11 protein-coding genes and 1 pseudogene are annotated in these 26550 nt (G+C 46.4%); 8 read left to right on the top strand and 4 right to left on the bottom strand.

Going from position 1 to position 26550, the window contains the following annotated elements:
• Positions 1–17: 17 nt before the first annotated feature.
• From IPJ71_03625 to IPJ71_03595, 7 genes are all read left to right on the top strand, one after another.
• Entirely contained in the window at positions 18–539 is a 522-nt protein-coding gene (locus IPJ71_03625; protein MBK7842773.1) for a hypothetical protein, read from the top strand.
• A gap of 235 nt (positions 540–774) precedes the next feature.
• The gene (locus tag IPJ71_03620) at positions 775–4794 is read left to right on the top strand and encodes a hypothetical protein (protein ID MBK7842772.1); all 4020 of its coding nucleotides are present in this window, start codon (positions 775–777) and stop codon (positions 4792–4794) included.
• 41 nt (positions 4795–4835) lie between these two features.
• Positions 4836–5885: a hypothetical protein gene (locus IPJ71_03615; GenBank protein ID MBK7842771.1), complete on the top strand. Its 1050-nt coding sequence runs from the start codon at positions 4836–4838 to the stop codon at positions 5883–5885.
• Positions 5886–5950: 65 nt separating this feature from the next.
• Positions 5951–6130 (top strand): hypothetical protein, encoded by a 180-nt coding sequence (locus IPJ71_03610; GenBank protein MBK7842770.1) that lies wholly within the window; start codon positions 5951–5953, stop codon positions 6128–6130.
• Positions 6100–12144: a hypothetical protein gene (locus tag IPJ71_03605; GenBank protein MBK7842769.1), complete on the top strand. Its 6045-nt coding sequence runs from the start codon at positions 6100–6102 to the stop codon at positions 12142–12144. Before IPJ71_03610 ends, IPJ71_03605 begins: the two co-directional genes overlap by 31 nt.
• A 216-nt stretch (positions 12145–12360) precedes the next feature.
• Complete coding sequence (locus tag IPJ71_03600; protein ID MBK7842768.1) at positions 12361–13764, top strand: hypothetical protein; 1404 nt, start codon at positions 12361–12363, stop codon at positions 13762–13764.
• 147 nt (positions 13765–13911) lie between these two features.
• Positions 13912–19803, top strand: coding sequence for a hypothetical protein (locus IPJ71_03595; GenBank protein ID MBK7842767.1), 5892 nt, complete (start codon positions 13912–13914; stop codon positions 19801–19803).
• A gap of 55 nt (positions 19804–19858) precedes the next feature.
• On the opposite strand, the gene IPJ71_03590 is transcribed toward IPJ71_03595, so the two are convergent.
• Complete coding sequence (locus IPJ71_03590) at positions 19859–22057, bottom strand: hypothetical protein (protein MBK7842766.1); 2199 nt, start codon at positions 22055–22057, stop codon at positions 19859–19861.
• Positions 22058–22111: 54 nt separating this feature from the next.
• On the opposite strand from IPJ71_03590, the gene IPJ71_03585 reads away from it, so the two are divergent.
• On the top strand, positions 22112–24016 hold the full coding sequence (locus IPJ71_03585) for a SpoIIE family protein phosphatase (protein ID MBK7842765.1): 1905 nt from the start codon (positions 22112–22114) through the stop codon (positions 24014–24016).
• Between the two features lie 13 nt (positions 24017–24029).
• On the opposite strand, the gene IPJ71_03580 is transcribed toward IPJ71_03585, so the two are convergent.
• The 3 genes and pseudogenes from IPJ71_03580 to hflX all read right to left on the bottom strand — a co-directional run bounded on the left by IPJ71_03580 (position 24030) and on the right by hflX (position 26549).
• Positions 24030–24581: a hypothetical protein gene (locus IPJ71_03580; GenBank protein ID MBK7842764.1), complete on the bottom strand. Its 552-nt coding sequence runs from the start codon at positions 24579–24581 to the stop codon at positions 24030–24032.
• Complete coding sequence (locus tag IPJ71_03575) at positions 24547–25245, bottom strand: hypothetical protein (protein ID MBK7842763.1); 699 nt, start codon at positions 25243–25245, stop codon at positions 24547–24549. The genes IPJ71_03580 and IPJ71_03575 overlap by 35 nt, the downstream gene beginning before the upstream one ends.
• A gap of 45 nt (positions 25246–25290) precedes the next feature.
• Positions 25291–26549 (bottom strand): annotated as a pseudogene (hflX, locus tag IPJ71_03570) (GTPase HflX).
• Position 26550 lies beyond the last annotated feature (1 nt).

The raw sequence follows: 26550 nt of genomic DNA, 5'->3' as shown, positions 1-26550 counted from the left end.
ATGCCTCGATTGAGAATGTGGACGGGGGTGTTGTTGGTCCGCCGAGAAAAATATTTGAATTGGATGCTAATTCTCTGCTTGCGAAGGGGCAAACCAATTTTATCGGATGGAAGTGTGAAATAGGACTTGAGCAAATTTTTATTGATTCAGAGGGGAATGTACTTCGAGCCGGTTGTCGAGTGGGTGGAATAATTGGCCATATTTCAAATACGAAAATGATATTCCCGACGAAGGCGGTTCTCTGTACAAAATCTTACTGCCACTGCGGGACGGACATTATCGCGACGAAATTTTCACCAAAGTGGATTTTTACTCAGGATTTAGAGTCATCTCCACAGGGATTCGGGGCGCCTGTTTACAAGGCAGTGGCTTCTCTTAATTATTGCTATGCTCAGGTAATGTCCAGAATTATTCATATTCTGAAATTTCTTGCGTGGCCTTGGATGTTTAATCTCAAACAGTCAATTCTGGGACCTCGATTATCGCGAATTCTGCGCTTCAGAGGCTGGTCCTGGATTTCGGATTCAACCGGGCGATAGCTGCGTGTTCTTATTGGATCTCGCGGGGCGAATGAAAAAAATGAGACGGCTTTTTGTGATAATCGATAATGTTTGCCCGGAAATGAGAAAAACGATTCGCATTGAGAACGTGTTCGAGAATTCATCCTCAATAAAAGCGAGAATTCATTCATAAATAATTGGAAATAGCCCTTAAACATAAAGGCTTGGCTGGAAAGACCCGATCTATATATGTCACGCTCGTGAGATATATATTATGAAGAACGTAAGTGGAAAAATAGCTGTTTATGGGTGTTTCGCCTTACTGCTGGTAGGCTGCACTCTGTCAGAGCCCACTCCGCCAAGTGATGGGTTCATTGCCGACATTATTCCGGTTACGTCCTTCAATAGCCAGACGACTCTGGAAGAAGGAAAATCTTTGACATTGGATTTTGCCTTCGGTCGATCGGTCAAAATCACAACCGTAGTTATTTGGGAGGTGGCTGGGGGGGCGGGGCGTCTCACTGGGACCACCGGCCGCATAGAGTTAAATGCGGGAGAACAAGAGTTTTCCATTGAGCTCAATTCGGTTATTAACCGGAGAATTGATCCTCCAGCGAGTCTTGAACTGAAGATCAATAGCCTTTCCTTTGAGCAGCCTCTTTCGATGACTATCGAGCTTATTGACAATACTCAGCCTGCTTCTCTCGTGGTGCTGGCGCCGCTGCCGCTGCAGTTGCCTACGGTGGTAGTTGGTGGCACGGGATCCTATCTGTTTGAGATTTCAAATCAAGGAGAGATAGATGCGAGTCAAATGATTCTCAATGGCCTAGATGTGCCATACGGATTTGCAGGTTCAGTTTTTCCTGGAACAGGAGGTACTTGCGGAACCATTTTGGCAGGTGGCTCTTCGTGTGCGATACAGCTGGAAATGGCACCGACTTCTGGAGGTTCCTACTCGGAGCAATTCAATATTGAATATTTTGATGGACAGCAGACAGTTGTGATCCCTGTGGATCTGGAGGGAGCTGGGGATGGTGTTGTGGCATCTCTCACCGGTTTGCCGAGTCTATTGAGCAACGACACCACTCTTGATGTTACGGTCGGTGGGGGAGGAATCACTGATTACAGGTATAAATTTGGACCACAGGCAAGCACTGATTGTGCAAGCGCAATTGGTTACTCTGTTTCGAGTCCAACCAGTAGCCATATCACAGATTCTTTTTCCGGATATCCAGATACAACGTATAGGCTTTGTGTCGTGGGATACAATGGTTCCAATTGGCAGTTGTTTTCTTCGGCCAGCCGCTATTCTTGGACGAAAGACACGACTCCGCCCTCGTCTCCTTTTTTAGCTATTGAAGCCGGCTCCACTCATACCCAGAATATCAACGCGACTTTGGACATTTCCTCTTCAGACGCACAATATATGTATGTAACCAATGCACCTGGATGCCTCATTGGCGGAAATTGGGAATCCTATCAAAGCACAAAGAGCTGGACACTGCAGTCAGAAAACTCTGTTAACTCTGTTTACATTCAATTTCGTGATCAAATAGGAAACTTGTCGGCTTGTATAAGCGACTCCATCATCCATGACAATCTTGGTCCATCGGTAACGGTAAATCAGTCGGCATCGCAGGCAGATCCGACTTTATCGACACCCATTTTTTTTGATGTGCACTTTTCCGAAGTCGTTGATCCGAATACTTTTACCGTTCTGGATTTGCAACAGCTCGGTACGGCTACCGAGGTCATCTGGAGGATCACTTCGATTGATAATCAAGATTTTATTTTGGAAGCTTTTTCAATCAATCAGGGTGGAACAGTTATTCCAAAAATTATCTCCGAAGGGATAACCGATGTGGCCGGAAACAAGAATCAAGCATCAACAAGCTTGGATAATCAAGTTATCTATAACGTGGTTGAATTTTACTTTCGCGATATATTTGTAGGAGGAAGTCATAGTTGTGCAATAAGCAATAGCAACAAGACTTATTGTTGGGGAAGCAATTCGGAAGGTCAACTTGGCAACGGAACGAATTTGGCAAATCCCATCGATTCTCGAGTGCCGTCTCTTGTTAGCACAGCTGGTCTCGAAGGAGGAAATCACAAAGGCTTCGAGCGCCTTTCGCTGAGTGATTACTTTTCCTGCGCTTTGAGCTTTAGTCGCCATAGCTTTTGCTGGGGACGTGCTGAGGAGCATGATCATGGTCGTGGAGATGCTGTTAATGCTTACTCGGATTCGAATGTTCCAGTCTCTCCAAATACGAGCAACACTACGTATTGGAATTCGCACTTGGGGGGAGTCCCATATCAGAATATCCGAGACATCACATCGGGGGAGAGTCATGTTTGTTTGATTAATCATGATAATAAATTATTCTGTTGGGGAAATGCTGGAAATGGTCTTTTGGGTAATAATGAGAACAATAGTTTAAATAACTATCAAGTCCCAGTTATGGTCGATATCAGCTTAATTTCAAATTATAGCCATTCTAAATATTTGACCGCTGGTAGGACTCACACTTGCGCTCTTGCGGCCGACAATCAGGTGTTCTGTTGGGGACGGAATAACTACGGGCAAATAGGGATAGGAAATGTTACCGATCAATTGAGACCCGCACAATATGTGAACACCTCTGGCTTGACTGGTTTTTCCGGGTTTATATCGGTAAGTGCGGGTGGCTATCATAGCTGTGGATTATCGGTAGATGGCAAAGCCTACTGCTGGGGTCGGGGCGACAGCGGACAGCTTGGAAACGGAATTGTATCTGATCAGACTCTGCCTGTCGAAGTAAATACATCGTCATTGTCTGGCAACGTTCGATGGATTCAATTGAGCGCAGGTCAGGAGCATACTTGCGCGATTGCAACGGACGGTCGGTCGTTTTGTTGGGGAAAGTTTAGCAGTGGTCGTTTAGGCACAGGATCTTTGTCAAACGAGGCCCTTCCGGTGCAAGTCATGTACGGTCCTGGTCTCCAACTTATGGGATTGACGAAAATTGCAGCAGGCAAGGAGCATACCTGCGGCCTCAGATATGACGGGAAGGCTTTCTGTTGGGGTCATCAAGGGAGTGAGGGACGATTGGGTAACAATGGTACAACCCCGATCGAATATCCGGTGAGTGTTGCTGTCGATGGCTTACTCAGTTCTCAGTCGTTTACTCAAGTTAGCGCTGGGACGGACCATACTTGTGCGCTCAGTAGCAAAGGTCATGTATATTGCTGGGGTCGAGGAGAAAACGGACAATTAGGCGGAGGAGTTTTTACAGATCCTCTTCCCAAATTAATTAATGAAAGTAGTTTGCCGGCCAATTCCGGTATGATTCAAATCTCTGCCAATGGGGGGCACACATGCGGAATTACAACACTTGGCTCAGCCTATTGTTGGGGGATTGGAACGGATGGTGAATTGGGCTTTGGTGGCGTTGCCAACCAGGGCACCCCAGTGGCTGTGGATGTTTCTGGCATCATAAACTTTCCTGGATTCAAGAAGATTTCCTCGGGTCTTCGACACACTTGCGGATTACTTGGAGACGGTCGCGCCTATTGTTGGGGCTATGGAATTTTTGGACAATTAGGTTATGGGGATATTGTTTCTAAGACGAGACCTCAGCTTGTCGACACTTCAAGTATTGTCGATTTTAAAGGGTTTCGCGATTTATCGGCTGGAAAACATCATACCTGTGGTTTGTCGCAAGAAAATAAAGTGTATTGTTGGGGCTATGGAGCCAATGGTCGCCTCGGCTATGGCCTGCTTAGCAACAAGTTACTTCCTTACCCGGTGAACGATTCATCATTGCCACTAAACACCTATTTCTCGGCCGTCGCCGTTGGTGGTGAACATTCATGCGGTGTACTTTCCAACGGGGGAGGCTATTGCTGGGGCAATGGTGTTCAGGGGCAACTTGGGAACGGAACTCAGTTTGATCGGTTGACGCCAGTATCAATTGATACATCATTTATTTCTGGGTTTCTTGGGTTTAAAGATCTTGAGTTGGGTGAAGTTCATTCCTGCGCAACAGATCTTAAGGGAAATCCCTACTGCTGGGGAAATGGTGTTTATGGCCGTCTTGGCGATGGTCAGGATCTCAACCGTATTCGGCCAAGCTTTCTCGACTTGTCTCTCGTTTTTGATTATCAACTGACCTTGGGTCTCTCGGGAGGCTGGGAGCACGGTTGTGCTGTCGGGACATATGGGCAGACTTACTGCTGGGGGAGAAACCAGTATGGTCAGTTGGGCAACGGATCTTTCGTCAATGATATGAGCGCCAGAAAAGTGAGTTTCCCATGATCCTCAAGGAAAAACACTTCAAATTGAAATTGAAATTGAAATTGAACTCTATTTCTCGTTTGTTTGGACATGCTCTTTCACTCATATGCTTTCCTCTGATTTTTATTTGGTTTGTTGTTGGATGCGATGCTCTGGATAATCGCGTCTCCGGCTACGTTGGAGATGATGGAGACGCTGGTTCTCAGCCAACTGTGAAGGTACCCGTGGTCATGGCTTCGACCTCTACGCTGGTTTTAATTAACGAGGGAAGTATTGGTAAGGCTATTTTTGTCTTTAATAAGAAACCAACTGAAAACGTGGAGCTCAATTGGCAGATTGAAGGAGGAGCTTCAGACTTTGTAGCTGATCACGGAAGTGTCACAGTGACACCGGAGATGGAGAATATTGAAATACCTCTGCAATCAATCAATGATGGCGTGTATGAGGGTCCTGAAAACTTTGTTCTGATCGTTTCTCCCGTGGATGAAACCATTGTTTCGGCCTCGGCATCAGTGAATCTTAAGATCAACGAATTTACCAGTGTTCCAGTTTTGAGTTTTTCCAGTAGCGCAACTTCTGTTATGGAATCGGATGGAGTGATTAATCTTGTCGTCAATCTTTCTCAACCATCCAGCGAAATAATCCAAGTAAAGATCATCAAATCTGGACTTCTTCTTGAGAACACTGATTTTACACTTTTGCCAGGAGACAATCTTAGTTTCGGACCGGGAGAAGTGTCGAAGCCCTATCAGATTGTCTTGAATGACGACGCATTAACTGAAGATTTAGAGGATTTGAGACTCGTGTTATCCTTAGTCGTAAGTGGAACGGCCTCGATTGATAGCGCTAAGAAACAGCATCTACTCGTTGTGCAGGATAATGACAGTCCTCTGTTGTTCAATCTCTTGGGGGTTTCTGGGGGAAGCGATGTTGTAGTCGATTGGTTCTTTACCAACACGGGATCTCCACGAATTCATTGGACAGATGCTGCCGCTGAAACAAGTTATACAGCTGCTATTTTTGAATCTAATGGAACATCTATTAAATGTTCTTTAGTTGTTCTTCCTGCCAATACCACCACTCATACATTTTCCGGCTTGCACTTTGACTGAAGGCGATACTTATAAAATTTCTGTTGTTGCGATTGTAAATGGGGCCTGCCTCCGCAGGGAACAATATGATGCCGTTCAAAATGGACTCTACGGCTCCACCCGCTCCTCTTATTTTAGGCGTAAGCGGAGGAATTGACGTATCTGCAGATCGATATCTCTCTGGTTCGACTATTCCCATTTTCATTGGACAGATGTTCTTGGAGAAAGTAGCTATTTGGTCACGATCTACCAATCCGATCGCTTGACTGTTCAGTGTTCTGCGGTCACTGTGCCTGCTAACGTAACAGCATTTAATTTGGCGAGCTGTATTCTGTCTTCAGGTACTCAATATAGCGCACGGATATCTGCGCGGGATGAGGCGGGACTGGTTACCGAAGCCTCAAATAACTATTTCGATTTTCTTGTTACGACCAATCCTTCGGGTTACGTAATTTTGGGAGCTACTGGAGGAACGGCAGATACTGTTGCCGATGAATCCTTGAATGATGGCGTTGAAGCCACTGTTCACTGGCAAGATGCGAGCGGAGAGATTAGCTACGACGTTGCAATTTATGAACAAGATGGAACAACTGTTCATTGCCCTACGGTAAATGTTCCGGCCGATCAGGTGAGCTATACCTTCGTTTCGTGTGGGTTTGATCTCAATCAATCCTACAAGATTAAGATCACAGCATACGATAGCCTTTCAAATTCATTTGCGGCTGGTAATGATTTATTTGAATTTAAATATAAAGCTGGGTTGTTCATTTCTGGAACTGGGGGTTCTTATCACAAAGGGGTGGCTATAACGACTTGTGGTGGCCCACAGGGAGATGTGTGCAATGCGACCACATCTTACATCGCGAATGATGTGGTAGCTGAGTCTCAAATTCGAATAGCAAACAACGGAGTCCTTCGTGGAAAGGCTTGGGTCAGCAACGCACCAGTTGTTGGCAATGGGATCCTTGAAGTGGAGGCAGATCGTCTTTGGATTGATTCGGGATCAAGCATTTCTATGGCTGGAAGGGGATTTACTGCCGGAAATGGTCCTGGCTCCGGTTCAGATTATTTTGCTCCCAACTATCCAACTGGCGGAGCTTATGGGGGCACTGGCGGGAGAATAGGAACATCTGCTCCAGCAACCTCCTACGGCACCATAACATTTCCAGTGGATCTGGGTAGCCCGGGAGGCAGTCGATTCAGTTATCTCGGCGGTGCCGGCGGTGGTGTGGTTAAAATCAACGTAGCGAATACAATGTTTCTCAACGGGGCTATTTATTCGAACGGAGCAGTCGGAGGTGGTTACAAGCCCATGGCAGGTCCGGCCGAATCTGCAGGTGGGGGTTCGGGAGGGAGCATACTTGTTCAAGTTAAAACCTTGCTCGGAACCGGTGGAGTGGTGCAAGCCAATGGTGGCAATGCTTTTTTTGACTCAAATGCGGGCAATGGGTCGGGTGGGCGAATAGCCTTTTATTACGAAGATGCGACGGGCTACAATACTGGTAGCATTGCGGGTGTTACTTTTAATTCTCAAGGGGGCACAAATTTAAATGAGTCTACCGGAGCTGCGGGAACAATTTATTTCAAGGATACAAACAACGACATTGGCGGATTTCTTGTCGTGGATAACGGGGTTGGAAATCCGCATCTCCAGGGAATAGAAACTCGCGCTCCATTGGGACTTGTGCTAGATGGGATTTCAACAAAAAATCTTGGAACGATTATTATTCCGGCGAATGAAATATTTGAGTTGCTGTCTTCGTCTCTTGGCTTTCGCTTGGTTGCTGAAGGCTCATTGCAGTTTCCTGGTGGTGGCTTAAATCTTACAATTGTATCGGGCGGCTGGCTTGAGTGGAGAAAGAAGACACCAATCAGTTATAATTCGCTGACAATTGAGTCAGGCGGAATCTTGGCTCATTCGCACAATAGGGTTCTCAAGGATTATCTTCTGGACATTGATGTGACGACTTTAACATTGCGGGGAACGATTTCAGCTAAGGGAAGAGGTTTTGCCACGGGCGAGGGGCCAGGAGCTACATCCGGGGTGGCTGGAGGGGCCTACGGAGGCCAATCTGGTTCTGGTTCGAACGGACAAAGTGGCGATCCTTATGGCAACCTCTTGTTTCCGAGTGAATTTGGCAGTGGTGGCGGAAACAAGAATTTGACTTGGCCGGTGGGGCAAGCTGGTGGTGGCTTAATTAAGATCAGTGCAGATAATTTTATTTTTGAAGGAATGATCGATGCCAGTGGTTATGATGGGACTTCCAACTATGGAGGAGGAGCTGGTGGTTCGGTGCATGTAGAGATTTTGAATCAATTGACGGCGGCTGTGGGCAGCAGCGTAAAAGCAGATGGTGGAAGCAATACAGCCGGAAGTGCTGGGGGTGGCTCTGGAGGACGCATCGCTTTTTATTACAACATGGACTCTGTTGATGATGCGGTCGGTTTCAATAACATTTCCTTCTCAGCCTTGGGTGGGGATGGAGGCTCCAATGATGGTGCTGCTGGGACGATTTTTTACAAGAATGTTGCAGCGGATACGACCGGACATTTTGTTGTCAACAATACTGGTAGAGTTTATAGCGAGTTTATAACAACGCCCTTAATGGATATTATTGATTTTGATAGCATCCAAACGATTGGGACGGGAACAATATTGATACCAATAGGATACAATTATTTGCTTCCGACGAGCACGATCGATTTTCGAGTGGTATTGGAGGGTGACATTCAACTTCCAGGCGGAGGCAGTGGGAACCTTATTCTTGAGAACGGTGGTTATTTAGAATTTAGGCGCAATTTACAAAAGACCTTTGATTCTGTGACCATTAAGAGCGGCGGTGTTATCACCAGTACGAATAATAGCTATAGTAAGAGCTACTATGTTGGCATTATTGCCAATGATATTTCAGTTGAATCCGGTGGTCTTATTCATGTCAACAACCGTGGATACATCGCTCAAACTGGTCCGGGTGCTGGTTCGTCAGGAGGAGGCGCTGGTCACGGTGGTTACGGAGGTTTGACTTCTACAGGAGGACTGGGAGGAATTCCATATGATGATTTTAAGGCGCCAATTGAGTTGGGCAGCGGTGGAGGAGGGAATTGCGGTGGGGATGGCGGAGGTCTCATTCGTCTGGTTGCCAATAACAGTCTGACCGTTGACGGATCAATAGAGGCTTTGGGAGGCAATGGTGGAGGAGATTGTGGTGGTGGGGCCGGCGGCAGCATCTACCTCATTACAGATCATATTCTCGGTGCGGGGACGATCAATGTTCGTGGCGGAAATGGCACTGGAACTGGAACAAGCGGGTCCGGAGGCAGAATATCTGTAGAAGCGACGTCCACCGGCAATGTCGATTTATTGAACTATGATTTGCGCGGCGGAACCCTCACAACCAATCGGACCGGTGCTGCCGGTTTATTGTTCTTAAAAGGGCCTGCTGACACATTAGGAAGAGTCATTGTTGACAACGGGGCCAACTTGTATGTTCAGGGAGTTGAAACGGCCTCTCCTCTGTCTCTAGATGGGAGCATGGACGTCGACAGTGTTGAAACTCGCGGATTGGCCACAATTCTGATTGGTTCAAATGAAAATCTTCCCCTGCAGTCGACGAGTCTCAATTACCGCATCGCTGTGGCTGGAAACTTTTCCCTTCCGGGTGGAAGCAAGAATCTGACGATCGCCAATGGCGGTTACCTGGAATGGCGCAAATCTGTGCCATTGCAGCTTGACTCCCTGACAGTCCAATCAGGTGGAGAATTGAGTCATTCAGGCAATACCAGCAGTCCAAATTATTTACTTCAAATTGAATTGGCAAATTTTTTCACTCTTGATTTTGGAGGCACTGTAAATGTTAACGGCAAGGGTTACAGTAGCGGCGGAGGAACAGGGGGATCGGGGACTCCCTCCACTGCCGGAGGAGCTTATGGTGGTAAATCGGGACGAGGAATAGCTCATGGGGTTAGATCCCCTTATGGTACTCATGATAACCCCAATGACTTGGGTAGTGGTGCTGAGACGAGCGCCGGAGGAGGCTTGGTTAAGATTCTGGTTCCTACTGGAACAATAACTTTAAATGGAAGTATTCAAGCCAATGGGACGAACGCTTCCTCTTGCGGCGAAATGGGCGGATCTGCTGGAGGAGGTATTTATCTGATAACTAGCGTATTGGCTGGGAACAAGGCGAACTATGTCTTGAGTGCTGACGGTGGGAACGGATGTGCCAACGGGGGAGGTGGATCGGGAGGTCGCATTGCTCTACTTTATCAGACGGATTCCGTCGGCGTTGACGTCGCGAATGATCTCAATATGAGCGCGAAGGGTGGCAGCGGTTATACCGCGGGCGCAGCTGGAACAATTTATGTGAAAGACATAGACTCAGATGTGGGAGGTCACCTTATCGTCCGCAATGGAGGAAATCCCTACGATCCTTCAGTGACAACCCCTCTTCCGAACGGAGGCGCTTTCGACTCCGTTGTCACAGACTCTGGCTCTGCCCTTGAAGTTCCGTTCGGTTCAACATTTAATTTGCCCACGAGCAATCTAAACTATCGACTCATTGTATCGGGGACAATTACGGCTCCAGGAAATATTCTGAATGTCATGAGTCAGGGCATTTTAGAAATGAGGAGACTTGCTAATCTTTGGATGGACAGCATCTCGGTGGCAGTGGGAGGAATTATTACTCACACAGCAAACACCAGCGCAAAATCATACACCATCGACCTTTCAGCCAACAACATGACGATTGATGGGACCATTCAATCTACGGGGATGGGTTATGCTGATGGTTATGGGGAGGGTGCTGCGCCTTCATTAGGAAACACAGGTGCTGCAGGAGGGGGATTTGGCGGTACAGGGGGGCACGGGCAGGGCAGCACCGTTGGAAATGGCTACGGTTCCTTCAGAGCACCTAATCACCTTGGTAGCCCCGGTGGCAAGGCAACTCTGACCATGGGATCTGCCGCAGGGTCAGGGGGAGGACTTGTCCGTCTCACGGTAGCAAATACTTTAACTTTTAACGGGATCATTGCAGCGAAGGGAAATGATGGTGTGGCAAATGGCGGAGGGGGATCTGGTGGTGCAGTTCGAATTAACACAGGGACTTTAGCTGGGGCCGGGGGTCGGATAGACATCCGTGGCGGTCAAGGAAACGGCAATGGAGGCTGTGGTGGTGGTGGGCGTGCTGCTTTGAATTATTCAATCGACAGTTACACTGGGGGAATTTCCAGTTTAAAAATTGATGCTGAGGGCGGGTTTAATTGCGGAGTAAAAGCAGGAGGGGCAGGAACAGTCCTTCTGACAACTGGAGCTTCTGATATTCTGAAAATTGCCAACACAAACGGTGTAGACAACACAACAAATACTCATGTTTGGGGTTCGGAAGCAGCTATCATGGTTTCCACTGAGGCTGACGACACAATTATTGTGAACTCGGATTCAGGCTTGTATGTGGCGCCGTCAATCAACTTTCATGTTCCCTCTGCGTCTCTGAGTTTTCCGTTGCGAACAGCCAGTGTTCCGGTTTGGATTAGCAGTGATTTAACAATAGACTCAACAGGAAAATTGTCATGGGATTCAAACCAAATTCTCTCTTTGAATAGTTTGACCATGTTAAGTGGATCACTCCTCACTCACGGTTCTAATGGTGCAGTAAAAAGCATGTATCTCGACCTTAACATCACCACCAATATGACAATGAACGCCGGGTCTTCAATTGATGTATCGGCCCGTGGGCATTTTTCTGCTGGCGGAACAGGGAGAGGGACTTCGACGGCAGTCACAACCAATGGCGCGGGCGGCGGAGGTTATGGAGGAGCGGGAGCTGCTGGTGATGGGGGAGTTGCAGGAGGGGCCACATATGGTTTGTCTACAGATCCCGTACTGCTTGGCAGTGGTGGTGGTGACTCGGCCGCTAGCGTAGGCTGCGCCGGAGGAGCTGGAGGAGGGCTAGTTATCATTTCGGCCCCAGCAGGAACCTTGGATCTAAATGGAAGCATCGTCGCGAATGGCGGAAACCCGACTTGCAGTGCAAAAACAGGAGGGGGAGGTTCTGGTGGATCCATTAAGTTGGTCTCTCATATTTTAACTGGTTCAGGTGGCGTCATTAATGCGAAAGGTGGGATGCCTGTCGGCTGTACAGTTGACTGTGGAGGTTCTGGCGGTGGTGGTCGCATTTACTTGCAATACAATTCGGGAGATCATTCGGGTCTTTCCTTGAGTGCCGACGGCGGAGCCGGAGTTTATCCGGGAGCGATTGGCACGATCTCAACTCCTTAGGTCGCGGCACTCAGATTCTGAAGGAATCCTTAAATGAGACTTCATTGTGTTGAAGTGTGACGCAAAAAATTTAGAAAAAACCTACATATTATCGGTCTGATTCGATTGTCGTTTGTTGTCCGTTTTACTTTCATATTTAGCGAATGTGCCCTGTTAGGGATAATCAATAAAATACTGAAATCACTAAATAATTACTAAAAAAATACCGATATTATATTGAGTTTTATAAAACTGAGAGAGGCACGTATTTTCAAACGAAGCTGTCATTCTATCGTATGGCTCCAAGGCACTGTCCTATTGTTGGCAGTTGTTTTGGCTTTTGGATGTCAGGACAACGGGGTCAAAGGATATGTGGGCGATAGTTCGGGGGGTGGATCTCCTAACGATCCGGCTTCAGCGCTGATCGTTGTTTCTCCGAATCAACCGGTTATTACGTTGACCGAGGGAGGAGCCGTCAACGCGATCTTTTCACTCAACAAACCTCACTCAGAGGAATTGAAGTTTTCATGGGAAATTGAAACTGATAAAAACGATTTTTTAGCTGGGGAAGGAGAAGTGACGGTTTCCCCAGGAGATCAGGAAATTGTCATTCCCATCTATACCAAGAGCGACACAATCTTTGAGGGCACTGAATCTCATATCTTTAAGGTTTTTGGAGAACCCTCAGTCATTTATTCCTCAGTGACCCAGTCTATTCGGATTTCAGAGTCCTTGACAGCTCCACTCATTAGTTTTTCACAACCGACGTCGATTTCCAACGAGGGAGGTGGAATCGTTAACATTGCCGTCAATATGATCCCTGCTTCCAGTTCATTCACCCGAATAAATATTTCAACAAGCGGAGGCTTATCTGCCGGTGCTGATTTTACATTTCCCATCAATCAAATCATACTCGATCCGGGGTCAACTCAAACCAATTTTCAGGTAGTGATCACTGACGATATTGTTGGAGAGAGTGTTGAGGATCTTGTTATCAAACTTGAGACTGTCGCGAGCGGAGTCGCTTCAATTGATAGCGGGGGTGATACTCATACTTTACTCATAACGGACAATGACTTCATTGCCCCATTTGATATTCGCGGAGTAACTGGCGGCACGGATGTCTCGATCAATTTTTATCTAACGAATGGGCTAAACCCAGTTGTCCAGTGGTCCGACGCTGCCAGTGAAACAGGTTATGATATTACAATTTACCAAAATGACGGGATTACAGTTAAGTGTCCAACAGTGAGTCTTCCAAGCAATGTTGTTTCACACAATTTCAGTTCTTGTACTTTAACGGAAGGTCAGACTTATAAAATTGCGATAACAGCAACGATCTCCGGTATTCCATCTCCCGCAGGAAATAATATGATGCCTTTCACTGTTGATACTTCACCTCCATCGGCATTTACGATCGTCGGAGTCCTTGGCGGAATTGATGTTGGTGCAGATAATTACTTGTCCGGGAGCCCTTATCCAACCATCACTTGGACGAACTCGTCAGGAGAAGCAAGTTATCATGTGGCTGTCTATTCAGACGACGACACGACTGTCATCTGTCCAGAAAAAATTCTTCCTGCAAATTCCTTGGCAACGAGCTATTCAGATTCCTGTTCTCTCGCTCCTAACGAGTCGTAAAAAGTAAGAGTAAAAGCGGTTGATAGCGCTGGAAATGAATCCATAGCGAGTAATTCGCCGTTTAGTTTTCTAGTTACGGACATTCCTTCTGGATACGTTATCCAGGGTGTCGCCGGAGGAACCGCAGATTCCGTTCCAGATGACTCTATGGGAGATGGTGACGACGTCATTGTGTCCTGGGAAGACGCAGTTGGCGAGATTAGCTATGACGTGACTGTATTGGAAAACGACGGAATTACCATCAAGTGCCCTCGAGTTAGCTTACCGGCTGATCAAACTTCATATACCTTTCTCAATTGTCGATTTGAATTGCACCAGCAGTATAAAGTTCGAGTGATTGCCTATGATGTAAATGGCAATGCCTATCCTGCAGCGAATTCTCCTTTTCAATTTCGAAACAAGGCAGGTCTCTATTTGTCCGGTACTGGAGGTTCTTATTACAAGGGCATTCCCATCACTGTTTGCGGAGGGGTGATAGGTGACGTTTGCAGCTCCGCAACCCCGTATGTCTCTCAGGAAGCAATTGTTGAGAAGCAAATTCGTATTTCAAACAACGGATTTTTTAGTGGATCATCATGGACATCAGGAGCATCCGGTGTCGGTAACGGTCTTTTGAGTGTCACGGCAGATTGGATGTGGATTGAGTCTGGGTCGCAATTGAGTATGACTGGTCGCGGGCACTCGGCCGGGAATGGCACATCTCCTGGAGTTGTGGGTGTCATTGGAGCTGAGGCGAGCGGCGGTGCTTATGGAGCTTTTGGTGGGCGAGTGGGTTCGCTAACTCCATCAGTTCCATTTGGTGATCTTTATCTCGCCAATGATTTAGGTAGTCCAGGTGGCAATAGTCCAAACGGTAGTCCAGGTGGCAATGGAGGAGGTCGCATTCGCTTAACTGTGAATGAGACGCTTTATCTTTATGGAGAGGTAAAATCCAGTGGGGCAAATGGAACAACAGGAGCTGACGGATTTCGATCTGGCGGAGGAAGCGGTGGAGGCATTTGGATTGATATCAATCGGTTGGAAGGAGCTGGCGGTCGGGTCCAAAGCAACGGTGGAAATGGCAGCACGAATGCAGCAAACGGTTCGGGAGGGAGGATTGCCGTTTACTATAACGACGCCTCGGATTATGTCGGGGGAATTGCTGGACTACGTCTGGAGGCCTTTGGCGGCACGACTGTCGATGAACGAGCTGGCGGAGCAGGAACGACCTACTATAAGAATAAATTGACCGATACCTATGGGCACCTCGTGGTTGATAACGGATCAAACCCTCACAATCAGGGTAGCGAAACAATGGCGCCAATCGGTCTTAATCTTGACAGCTGGACAACAAGAAATACGGGGAGCCTAATTGTTCCCACGGGTCAGACCTTTAACTTGCCAACCAATTCTCTGAGTTATCGATTGATTGTCGAGGGAAATATTACTCTGCCAATGGGCGGTGATGATTTGATTATTGGCAACGGTGGGTACTTGGAATGGAGAAAGGAAAATGTCCCCTTTGTGTACGATACAATCGATATTCAGCAGGGAGGAGTTTTAACTCATTCGCGAAACTACAATTCAAAAAAATATTGGTTAGAGGTTCAAGCCAATCAACTTAAAGTTGCTGGAGTTTTGCATGCCAACCATCGAGGCTATCAGGCCGAGGCAGGTCCTGGTGCTGGTTTGAATACGGCCGGTGGTGCTTTTGGGGGAGAGAGCGGGCCGGGAGCGAGCAATCCAGGAGCATCACCTTACGACCTAATTAAGGATCCCTCAGAGCTGGGCAGCGGAGGAGGCTGGGGAAGGGGCGGAGGGTATCTGAGGGTTTTGGTTGGTACGCTGGAATTATCGGGGGTGATCTCCTCCGACGGAGAAAACGGGGCGAACTGCAAAGGTGGGGGAGCTGGAGGAGCTATCGCCATCGTTGCCACTGAGATAAAGGGAAGTGGAGGTAGTATTCGCGCGAGAGGTGGAAGTGAAGGGGCTTGTGCGACGACGGGAGGTGGTTCCGGAGGACGAGTGGCAGTTCGCTACACCACAGACAGTTACGTCGATGGGGCGTCCTCGATCAATTTTGACACAACTGGAGGCGATGGTGGCTATGTTGATGGAGCATCCGGTACCGTCTTCAGAAAACACCAAGGAGTGGACACCAACGGCCATCTCAGGGTGGACAACGGCATTCGCAGCTACAGCGAATTGGCAGCCACTTCATTGCTAATCAATGAATCATTTGATTCCATAACAACCATTTTATCTGGAACAATTAAGATTCCCACTGGTTTAATGTTCACTCTGCCCTCGGGAGTTGTTGACTATCGCTTGATTTTGCAGGGAGACTTGGATGTTCCTGGAGTGGCAGAAAACCTGACAATTGCAAAGGGTGGCTATGTTGAATTGCGAAGGTCCACTCCTGTTGTCCTCGATGAGCTCACCATCAATGTGGGTGGTCTTCTCACTCATACAACGAACTATTCTATAGCTGATGCGACGGCGCCGCTCTATTCGGTAAATATCGATTCAACTGTTATCAAGATCAGTGGAAATATCGATGCCTCATCTCGAGGTTGTGACAGAGCCTCTTGTCAAGGGATGGGTACTTCGTCCAGTGGCAATTCGCAGGCGTCGGGAGCTGGACATGGCGGATATGGGGGGTTTGGAAATCGACTGCTCGCCGAATTGGGCCACCCCTATGGAAATATCAATGCTCCGTTAGCAGTTGGTAGCGGCGGTGGAAATGTGTATGGAACTGGAAACAGTGTGAATTACAATACCTATGGTGGAGCAGGCGGAGGTTTGGTCATTCTCAACGCAACAAGTTTGGAAATGAACGGATTGATATCTGTGAATGGTGGCAATGGAGAAGGTCAGGATCCAGTTGGGACCAGTAACTCGATACACGCGGCGGGCGGGGGCTCTGCGGGATCGATTTTCATTTCGACCACAACTCTTTCTGGTCTTGGTGGACGGCTCACAGCGAGTGGAGGAGTGGGGGGGTATATCAGTGGAAACTGGGGTGGGAGTGGAGCTGGTGGGCGTGTGAGTTTGTCATTCACTACCGATAATTATTCAGGGGGTAATCAGAATCTGACGATTCAGGCTTATGCGGGAATTCAAAACAATTCTGACGCCGGAGCGGCAGGTACTGTGTACGTAAATCACAACGGTCAAGACAGAATTATCGTCGACAACAATACCAATCCACATGTTCAATTTGTAGAAACTCCGGTTCCAACAGGTGCCCTGCTTTCTAATCTTGATGAATTGATCACTCGCAACACGGGAACTCTTGTCGTGGAGGCCACCGATACATTTACTGTTCACACAAATCCGAGCCGATCACTTAGTACCATTGACTATCGTCTTGTGGTGGCTGGAACCCTTGTGATTCCTGGAGGTGCTTCAGGCAATCTCATTATTGCAAATATGGGCCTATTGGAATGGCGGCGTGGTGATTCCCTTGTCGTCAATGATTTGACAATTCAAGGTGGAGGGGTCCTCACACATTCCCAAAATGACACAACTCAATCATATTTGGTTGATGTGACAGCGGCCAACTTTAACCTGGCCGGGGGTAAAGTTAATGCCAATTATCGAGGATATGCTTATGACTACGGTCCGTCCGGCTATTCAGCCTCAGACAATGGTGGATCTTACGGTGGTAAGGGCGGCGAGGGCTATGGCACTAATTCAGTTTTTGCGCCCTATGGAGACCTGAGAAATCCGAGTCATTTGGGACATTCTAGGGGTGGTCGTGGTGGCGGTCTGATTCGGTTGAATGTTTCTGGAACCTCAACGATCAATGGAGTTGTTTCGGCAGATGGTGAGACGAGCGTGAGGGTGTATGGAGTGACTGCGGGACCTTTCGGAGGTGGCTCTGGAGGAGGAATTTATCTCAATACAAATATTCTTGAGGGTTCCGTAGGAGGATTCTCAGTCAACGGTGGGAGCGGAGATGCCTCTCGTGGCGGAGGTGGTTCCGGTGGTCGAGTTGCGATCTTCTATGCGGATGATCAAACAGTTGCAGGAGCCAAAAATCTGAATCTGAGTGGTTTTGGGGGATTTGGATACTCTCACGGTTCGGCTGGAACAATTTTTCTGAAAAATACCATTTTAGATACTTATGGCCACATTGTCGTTCGAAATTCTGGTCGCACCTATTGGGAACGAATCAACACGCCTATCTCCAATGAAATTTTTGATTCGATCATTGCAGATTCGGGTACAGTGATTGAGGTCCCAGCAGGCACAACATTTACTCTGCCCAGTTCAAATCTGGATTTCCGTTTGATTTTAATTGGAGATCTTGCGATTTTAGGAGGGGGATCTGATTTGGCCATTAACAATAGAGGGGTTCTTGAATTTAGAAGAGCTACGCCGCTAACTCTAAATAGTCTCACAGTAAATGTGGGAGGATTTGTTACTCACAGCGCAAACGGGTCGACGATGTCTAGCTACGTAAATTTGGATCTGAATAATTTAAATTTGAATGGAGGCACTATCTCTGCCTCCGAAAAGGGATATTCTCTTCCTACAGCAGGAACACCTGGATCCTGTGGGCCGGGGGGTGGACATGGCGGATCGGGGGGTAAGAGTTCAAGTGGAAATTGGGGTGGCTCCGGATATGGGTTGATTAAGAATCCATCTGATATGGGGAGTATAGGAGGGAACTGCTTTGGTTGGACCTATCCAGGTGGTGGGCGAATCCAGATAAATACGAACAATTTGATCCTTAATGGATCAATTGTCGCCCATGGCGGAAATGGTGCTGGAGTTGCTGGGGGGACCGGTGGTGGCTCGATCAATATCAACGTACAGAATCAAATATCTGGCGCGACAGGATATGTAGGTGCAAAGGGTGGGCAATACTATAACACGAGTTATGGTTGTGGTGGTGGCGGTAGAATTGCCATCAGATATCTAATTGATGCTTATCAGGATGGAATTGAAACTCTTCCGTTGCATGCGGAGGGCGGCACAGGCTGTGGAGCTCGGGCGGGTGGTGCGGGTACAATTTTTATAATGGACTCCAATGATGACGTGAATGGGCACTTGATTATTTCTAATGGAGAAAATATTCATGATTGGGGGGCCGAAACTGCTATTTTGCAATCCGATGTTTTCGACTCAGTTCAAATTGGAGAAGGCACTGGAATATATATTCCCTCTGGAGTAAGTTTCGACTTTCAGAGATCTGATATGGATTTTTCTCTGCGAAATGGTGGAACACCTATCTTTAGCGGTGGGAACCTCGTAATGAAATCCTACGGGAAGATATGGTGGGAGGGATCTGGAGTCCTCGCTCTTAATAATTTGACGATGGAAAATGGCTCATGGATAACCCACAATGAAAATACAACCAATAAAACTCACTTTTTAAGGATCGATGTCGCTAATGATTTAATTATGTATCCAGGTTCACAAATAGATGTCAGTGGTAAAGGCTATCAGAGTAGGTCAGGACCAGGTAAGGGAACTGATGGAATATCATCGAATCACAGTGGCAGCGGTGGCGGGCACGGTGGAATGGGCGGAAATGGTGGCTATCGGCTTTGTTGCAGTATTCCTGTGTCTTATGCCGCCCCTGGGGTGGCCAATGATCTTCATCCACTTGATTCTTCCAATCCGGTTGAACTTGGCAGTGGCTCCGGCGTTCCGGCTGGTGTGGCGACTAGCTACTATCGAAGGGGTGGTGGGGCTGTTCTTCTTACAGTTGGAAATGTTTTCCAGTTTGAAGGATCAATATATGCCAATGGAGAGAATGGGGTCAGTTACAGTGGAAACATTGGCACTGGAGGAGGCGCCGGTGGCACCGTGCATATCTCCACGCAAAACCTAACAGGTGCTTTGGGTGTTGTGGAAGCCAAGGGAGGCAATTCAAACGTCACAAACAGTGCTGAGTCAGGAGGCTCTGGAGGGGGTGGAATTATTCGTCTCAATTTCACAAATGATTTCTATTTAGGTACTTGGTCTGCCATCAGTGCGAACGTCAGCGCGGGGACGGGTCACATCTCTCGAACGGGTCAAAATGGCGTTGTTTATATCAACCCATAGTTAGTTGGCGAAGGTGTCAAAGAAAAGGATGTCGAAATTCAGCTCAAAAAAATCCCTATCTTCTCAGTATTCGGATGGGTTGGATCGCCGACCAACGCGAAACAATCCGTGCTCCATCTACCGCTCGTACTCGCCAAAAAACGAGGCCTTCCGAAAGTGATCGAGTCGAAGAATAATGATTAGTTTCAGTTTTATATTTTGCCAGGATTTCTCGAAATGAAGGGTCGCGAGAAACTTCTATTTCATACTGTCTTGCTTGAGTTATTTTTTCCCAAGAAAAGACATAGTAAATGGGCGCGCCATTAACCGAAACCAAATTGCTGCTAGGTTCACGATTTGTGATCCTCAGAGATGGCAAAAGCTCTTCATTGTCCTTGAGATTCAAGAGTGTTCGAGCGACATTAAGAGGACGAGAATAGTCACTGATTTCCTGTTTGATTGAATTTAAAGAGACCACTCGAATCCATCCATCTTCTCCCTCTGGAAGAACAATATTGTCTGTGTCCTTATTCGTATAGAGAACTCGTGGATTATCAAATTCTTCAGTTTGAGAGAATTCAACTTTAAAATTTCCCGCCAGAGCAGATTTCATCCATTTAAGTTTATAAACGCTCATGATTCCTATCTCTTTGTCGGTATTTACAAGAAAATTGGAAAGGAGATTCATACCCAAAATATCAGTGGGTGGAACTTTTAGCACAATTTTGCCAATAGCACTGAACTCAGTAAAGTAGTTATCAAATAATTTCGACCTCACTCGAAAATAAGTGGTTCCAATACTAAATTGGAAGAGAGGCAGCTGACTGTCTTTCGTTTCAACCATCGTGACATTTTCGAAAGACTCGCTCATCGACAGCTCTACTTGGTAGGATCCGCCAAACGCATGAGGATCCCATTCGATCCTTTTTAGCGGCTTTTCAAATCTAACATAAGGTATGTCAGAGCCCTTATTCCAATAGATCTTTCTTGCCGATCTATTCGTGAGTTCCAATTCGATCAAATGCGTTCGTAATGTCAAGGGCGATAAAAAGGATCTCATGCCAACGAGATAGCGGCCGGTGCCGCTCCATTGGGTCACTTCATCCTTTGAATACAGTCCTCGAACTCGCCAAAAATATCGACCGTCTGGCGGCCACTCTGTGGTCCGCTCTGATCCGACTTGGATTTCATCTTCAACGATCTGTGAGAAATCTGCCGAGGTAGAAATTTGAAACTGAAATCTATTCACAATGTCGTTGCCTTTCCAGCGAAAGGACAACTGTCGGTGGGAGTCACTGATGTTTTCGCTGCGAACAAATGACTGATCAATTTCTGGATATTCTAGAACGGGAGAACTCATGTCCTTAAAGAATATGCGATAAGGAATACTTTCCTCGATTCGCTTCCCTCCCTCAACCCGCACAATGCGCCAAAACATTGATCCTCTCAGAGCTTCTGTGGGCCTCATCTGCGTTGAATTTCCAGACACTTTTATAGATTCAAGAACCTTTGAGAAGCCAAGGTCGGTAGAAAATTCCAATTTCATTTCTTGGGAGCTTGCATTCTCACCATCAAACTTCCATGCGAATTCCATTTCTTGAATTTCAGAGAGTTCAATTGTTGATTCATTTTCTGGTCGAATGAGAAAAATTTTCGTTTGATTTAAATCTGCTGAATGAATTCCATCGAGATTCAAACTCGCAGGAGCACTGAGCTTTTTGTTTCCATTTTCATCGGTGAGGCCAATGCTTCCTTGATAAACTTGCAATTCGCCATTTCCATTTTGCTTCGTTTGCAAACCTAGGCTCGTGTTTTCTCCACCGATGAATATTTTCTGTTTGCCCTGCTTGATAATGAAATCCGGATTGCCTGAGAACTTTCCAAGAAGAGTTCCGTAGAGAAGGTCTAAATGGGGTTTGTCGCCCTGGGTAGTGATGACGACCAGGGTCGAGGGTCCCATTTCGAGAAAGCCAGAATTTAAGGTTAATTTAGCGATCGAATCGCGACTTGTAAATACTCGATCATTTTCATAAATGTCGTCTCCGGTGCGGAGATCAAGCCAATGTAGACCTCTCTCATGATGAACGGTGACGGAATTCTTTGCTAGCGTCACAGTGCCTACCTTTTCTCGATCTATTGTTTCGTGTTCAAAAGGCCGCAAATGTCCGAAGATCAACAGGTAAGTTGTGATTATGAAGACAAGCGTTGCGACAACCACAATTTTGTAATCTGATTCAGACTTTAATCTAGATATGAAGTTCTTCCGAATTTTCATCAGAATTATATCGCCAGAATGAGGAATATTCGAAACGTCTAAATATAAAATTATTTGAAATGGCTCGACCTAAGTACTTTGGTTCAGTGTGAAAAAAGTCGAAGAGAATTGATGATGAAACCTGATTATATCTCACTGAAGGTGAAGATATTTCTACTCCTGACAGCACTTCCCTTGGCAGGGCTGTTGCTCTTTGCACTTGCGACGAGCAGCACCTTTAAAATCGATAAGGTCAATGATATCTTTGAAACCTCACTTTCTGTAACTAAGGCTCAATCATTTCGAATTAAATCTGAATTGATGAGATTCGTACAGGCCGCAAAAAATGTCGAATCGTGGTACGATTACCAGTCATCATCCATGTCCCCCAAGGGATGGTCCTATTTAGATCAAAATGTCGAAGTTAAAGATCTTTCTATCTTTCAAATTGTTCCAGAGAAGGAAGTGATTCATAGGTACTTCAATTCAAAAAGAGGCGAAAATGAATTGGTTCCATTCGACACTTCGTTGTGGCTCAAATCAAGGGAGATCGGCCTGAGAAAGAGGCAACTTCTGATTGAGCTGATTGAGGTTGGGGGCGAAGAATTATTCATGATGGCAATTAAAGTTCGAAATTTGAACGGAAATCGCTACATGACAGTCGTTCTTGTGGTCGATTCAGTCGAGCTCCAGCATATTTTTAGTCGGGAAGAGGGACTACGGAATATCTTAGTTAATTTGGATAATGAAGTTTTGTTGGGCTATCGAGATGTGCAAGAGCGAATCTTTCACACCAATCTTTGGACCACAATAAATAGGTCAATTTTAGGAGACGGAATTTCCGATACTCGAATTACCGAGTTAAATGATTTTTTCGTTGGTTATTCGCGCATTGGGATCGGAGATCTCTACCTGTTGAATCTCATACCAAAGCGTGAGGCATTTGCGAGTTTAAATATTTTTTACCAAAAGGCCTTGTTGTTCTTTTTTTCTATTCTATCGGTTTTAACCATCGTGGCAGTTCTTAGCTCTCGGATATTGACTTCGAAATTGAGAGAGCTTATTGCCGCTACAAAAAAAATTTCGGACGGAAATTTCGATATAAAAGTTGCAGTTGATACTCGCGACGAAGTCGGAAGTCTATCGGAAAGCTTTAATGCAATGGCTGTTAGAGTTTCAGAATTAATCATCAAAACAGCCGAGAAGGCCAGAATGGAAGGCGAACTTGAGACAGCTCAGGCCATTCAGGAATCGCTATTTCCGCAGAGCGATGCGCGATATGGTGATTTATCGATCTCAGGGTGCTATATTCCAGCGACCGAATGCAGTGGAGATTGGTGGTATTATTTTGATACACCTGAAAAAATTTATCTAATGGTAGGCGATGCGACAGGACATGGGGTGTCGTCGGCTCTCATTACCAGCGCTGCTCGCGCTGCAATTTCCATCTTTGAGACTCGGGAAGATGTCACTTTGGAAACTTGCCTGCTGGGTGTCAATCGCGCAGTTTATTCGGCGGGAAATCAGAATTTAATGATGACTTTTTTTATTGCGTCAATCGATAAACTAAACGGAGAATTAACTTATATCAACGCAAGCCATAATCCTCCTATGGTTCTACACGAAGATCCTTCCGTTCCAGGGGGGAAGGGTTTTCATGTTCTATTAGGGGGACGCTGTTCGCGCTTAGGTGAAACTCTCAATCTCAAATTTGAGAAAATGAATTTCAAGCTTCAACAAGGTGATCGTCTTATTCTTTTCACGGATGGCTTTCTTGAAGGCGTCAATAGTAACGGAAAGCAGTTTGGAGAACGGAGATTTCTAAATGATATTTTGGAACACTCAACAGCTTGCTCTCAAACTACTTTGGACTTGCAAAGAGTCTTAAAGTCATTCAACGATTTCAGAGGTGAAGAACCTCTAGGCGATGATGTCACTCTCGTTTTTTGTGACTATAAAGGAGATTCCAAGGCCTCATAATGCCGCATGGGCTCTAATTTAGTTTGTAGTAAACACGTAATAGGAAGGCTGAATAGAGCAATCCGACGTTGCTGGTGACCGATCTTGAGGTCCATAAATCAAATTCTGTGGCAGTCATCTGGGTCCATTGTCCGTGCCATTTGAGACCATAGGCAAGATCGCTATTATCACGAAAATATGTCACTTCAAGTGATCCATCAAATGAAAAGGGGGTAGAGATTTGAAAAAGACTGCCGGCTGATAGAGGATATTGAATCCGTGAATAAGCTGAATATTTCCAACTTGCGCTCGGATAATAATCAATTCCTCCACCTCCAGATAAAAACGTAATAAGATTGCTATCGATTGTCTGCGTTGTGCTGCCGGCCTGATTCGTATGCAGAAAAGGAACAAAGGCGAATTGAACGCCACCAAGTGCTCTCCATTCGATTTTTTCCTTCTTTAACATCAAATACCAAGAGGTCCTTCTATACGAGGTCGAAAGGTCGGCGAGGGTCCAGTCATAGGAGTCCTTATCGAGAGAAACTCGATTACCTGAAGAAGTGTCCCCTGGAGAATACTGCAAAGAACCCGTCAGATTCCAGTTTTGAGAAAGCTGGCGCAAATACTCCAAATGGAGAGAGAGGGACTTTGAATGACTGAAATTTCACATCTACAGGAACGGCCGGAGCTTTTTTTGAATAGACGAGCAGGTTGAGTCCGATCCCTCCAGAGAGGTAATGGGTCCACCGAGGGAAGAGTATGTCAGAAAAATCATCCAAGTTGCGCAGAATCTGCGGCGGCCCATCTCCTATTTGTAAATAGATGAACTGAGTGGTTCCGTTGCTCAGAATTCCTTTTTCTGGTTCAAAAGTTACAGGTATCACATACAGTCCATTTGGGACGCGAATCTCGAAGCTAAAGAGACCATCTTCGCCTGTTTTCAACGGGAGGTTATCAACTTGGGCGTTTTTGAAAGGTATTGGGTCTGGGTGAAAGCGATCTTTCAAGAGTTGAACTTGTTCCGTTAAAAGCGTGATCGTCACGTTTGGTAGAGTTTTTCCTTGCAGCAAAGCAGCAGACGTACGAGGGTCAGGGGACTTCAATAACTTTGGATCCTCCCAGTGAACCTCAACATAATTAGAACTCTCAGTAACTTGAGCAAGTCCCACAGAACATCCAAGTGAGAAGCCAACGAAACAAAAGCAACGGGTAAGCTTAGTCAGGTATCTTGACGGTACAGTTTCCATAGGAGGAGGATTTCATATTTAAAGGGCATTGTCCATTCCACAAAATTATCGGGCCTTAACCAAAAAACCCTGCCATTTGTGCAATTGATCAGGAGTTAGTTTTGCAAAGCAAACGGTTCCTTGTGAATTGGGTTCGGTTCGATTGATCATACTTTCTCTTCCCAACTCATAAATGCGGTGTTCATCAGAGCGTGGAAAAACAGCTGGGTATCCGTATGTAGTTTACGAATTTGCTCAATCATTAAGGTGCGCAATTTATCAATTCCTTCACCAGTCAGCGCACTCATGCAGACGCGAGGGTGTTCTTTGATTTGAAATTGGCGCTCAAAAGGGGCCTTATCAGACTTATTGAAAACATGTATGATGGGTTTATTCTCCCATCCAAATTCCTTAATGAGAGCATGGACGACGGTCATTTGCGCCTGCATTTGGTCGCTGCTGAGATCAACAACATGAATCAAAACATCGGCGTCCAGTGATTCTTCTAAGGTGGCTTTAAAAGCTTCTATGAGTTCTGTCGGCAGTCGCCGAATAAAACCCACTGTGTCGGTGACGACGGCATTTTTGATTTCCGGCAAATAAACTTTACGAGTCGCTGGATCAAGGGTTGCAAAGGGTTGATCCTTGGTGAGCACTTTGGCATTGCAAAGTCGATTGAGCAGCGTGCTCTTTCCTGAATTTGTGTATCCGATCAGAGCAAAACTCGGAATCTCAAACCGTTGCCGAGCGGCGCGGTATTGGGCGCGGCTTTTTGTCACGCTCTCCAATTTTTTTCGCAATTGTTTGATACGGTCATGGATGCGTCGTCGATCAATTTCTAAGGCGGTCTCTCCGGGGCCTCGTGTGCCGATCCCGCCTCCTTGCCGTGACAGAGAGCCTTGCCAGGCTCCGACCATTCGAGGGAGTTGGTCCAGCATCTGTGCCAGTTCAACCTGAAGTTTTCCCTCATAGGTTTTGGCTCTCTGGGCGAAAATATCCAGAATAAGTTGCGTCCGATCAAGCACTCGAACTCCAATTTCCTTTTCTAGATTTCGACCTTGAACTCCAGACAGATGATGATCAATCACCACCAAATTCGCCCCTGATGTTTCAACGAGTTCTTTTACTTCTGATACTTTTCCCGTTCCCAGAAGTGTTGCAGGATTGTATTGGGGAAGTGTCTGGGCCAGGGTTCCAACAACCTCTCCGCCAGCCGCATAAACAAGTTCTTCGAGTTCAGCGAGGCTGTCTTTGAGCTCAACAAAGGAATCTGTTTTAAGTCCAATTCCAACGACGACGGCTTTTTCGTTCATTTGACCCGACATA

The organism is Bdellovibrionales bacterium (genome assembly GCA_016714165.1).
Classification (GTDB): domain Bacteria; phylum Bdellovibrionota; class Bdellovibrionia; order Bdellovibrionales; family UBA1609; genus JADJVA01.
This window is presented reverse-complemented; position numbering and strand designations above follow the sequence as displayed.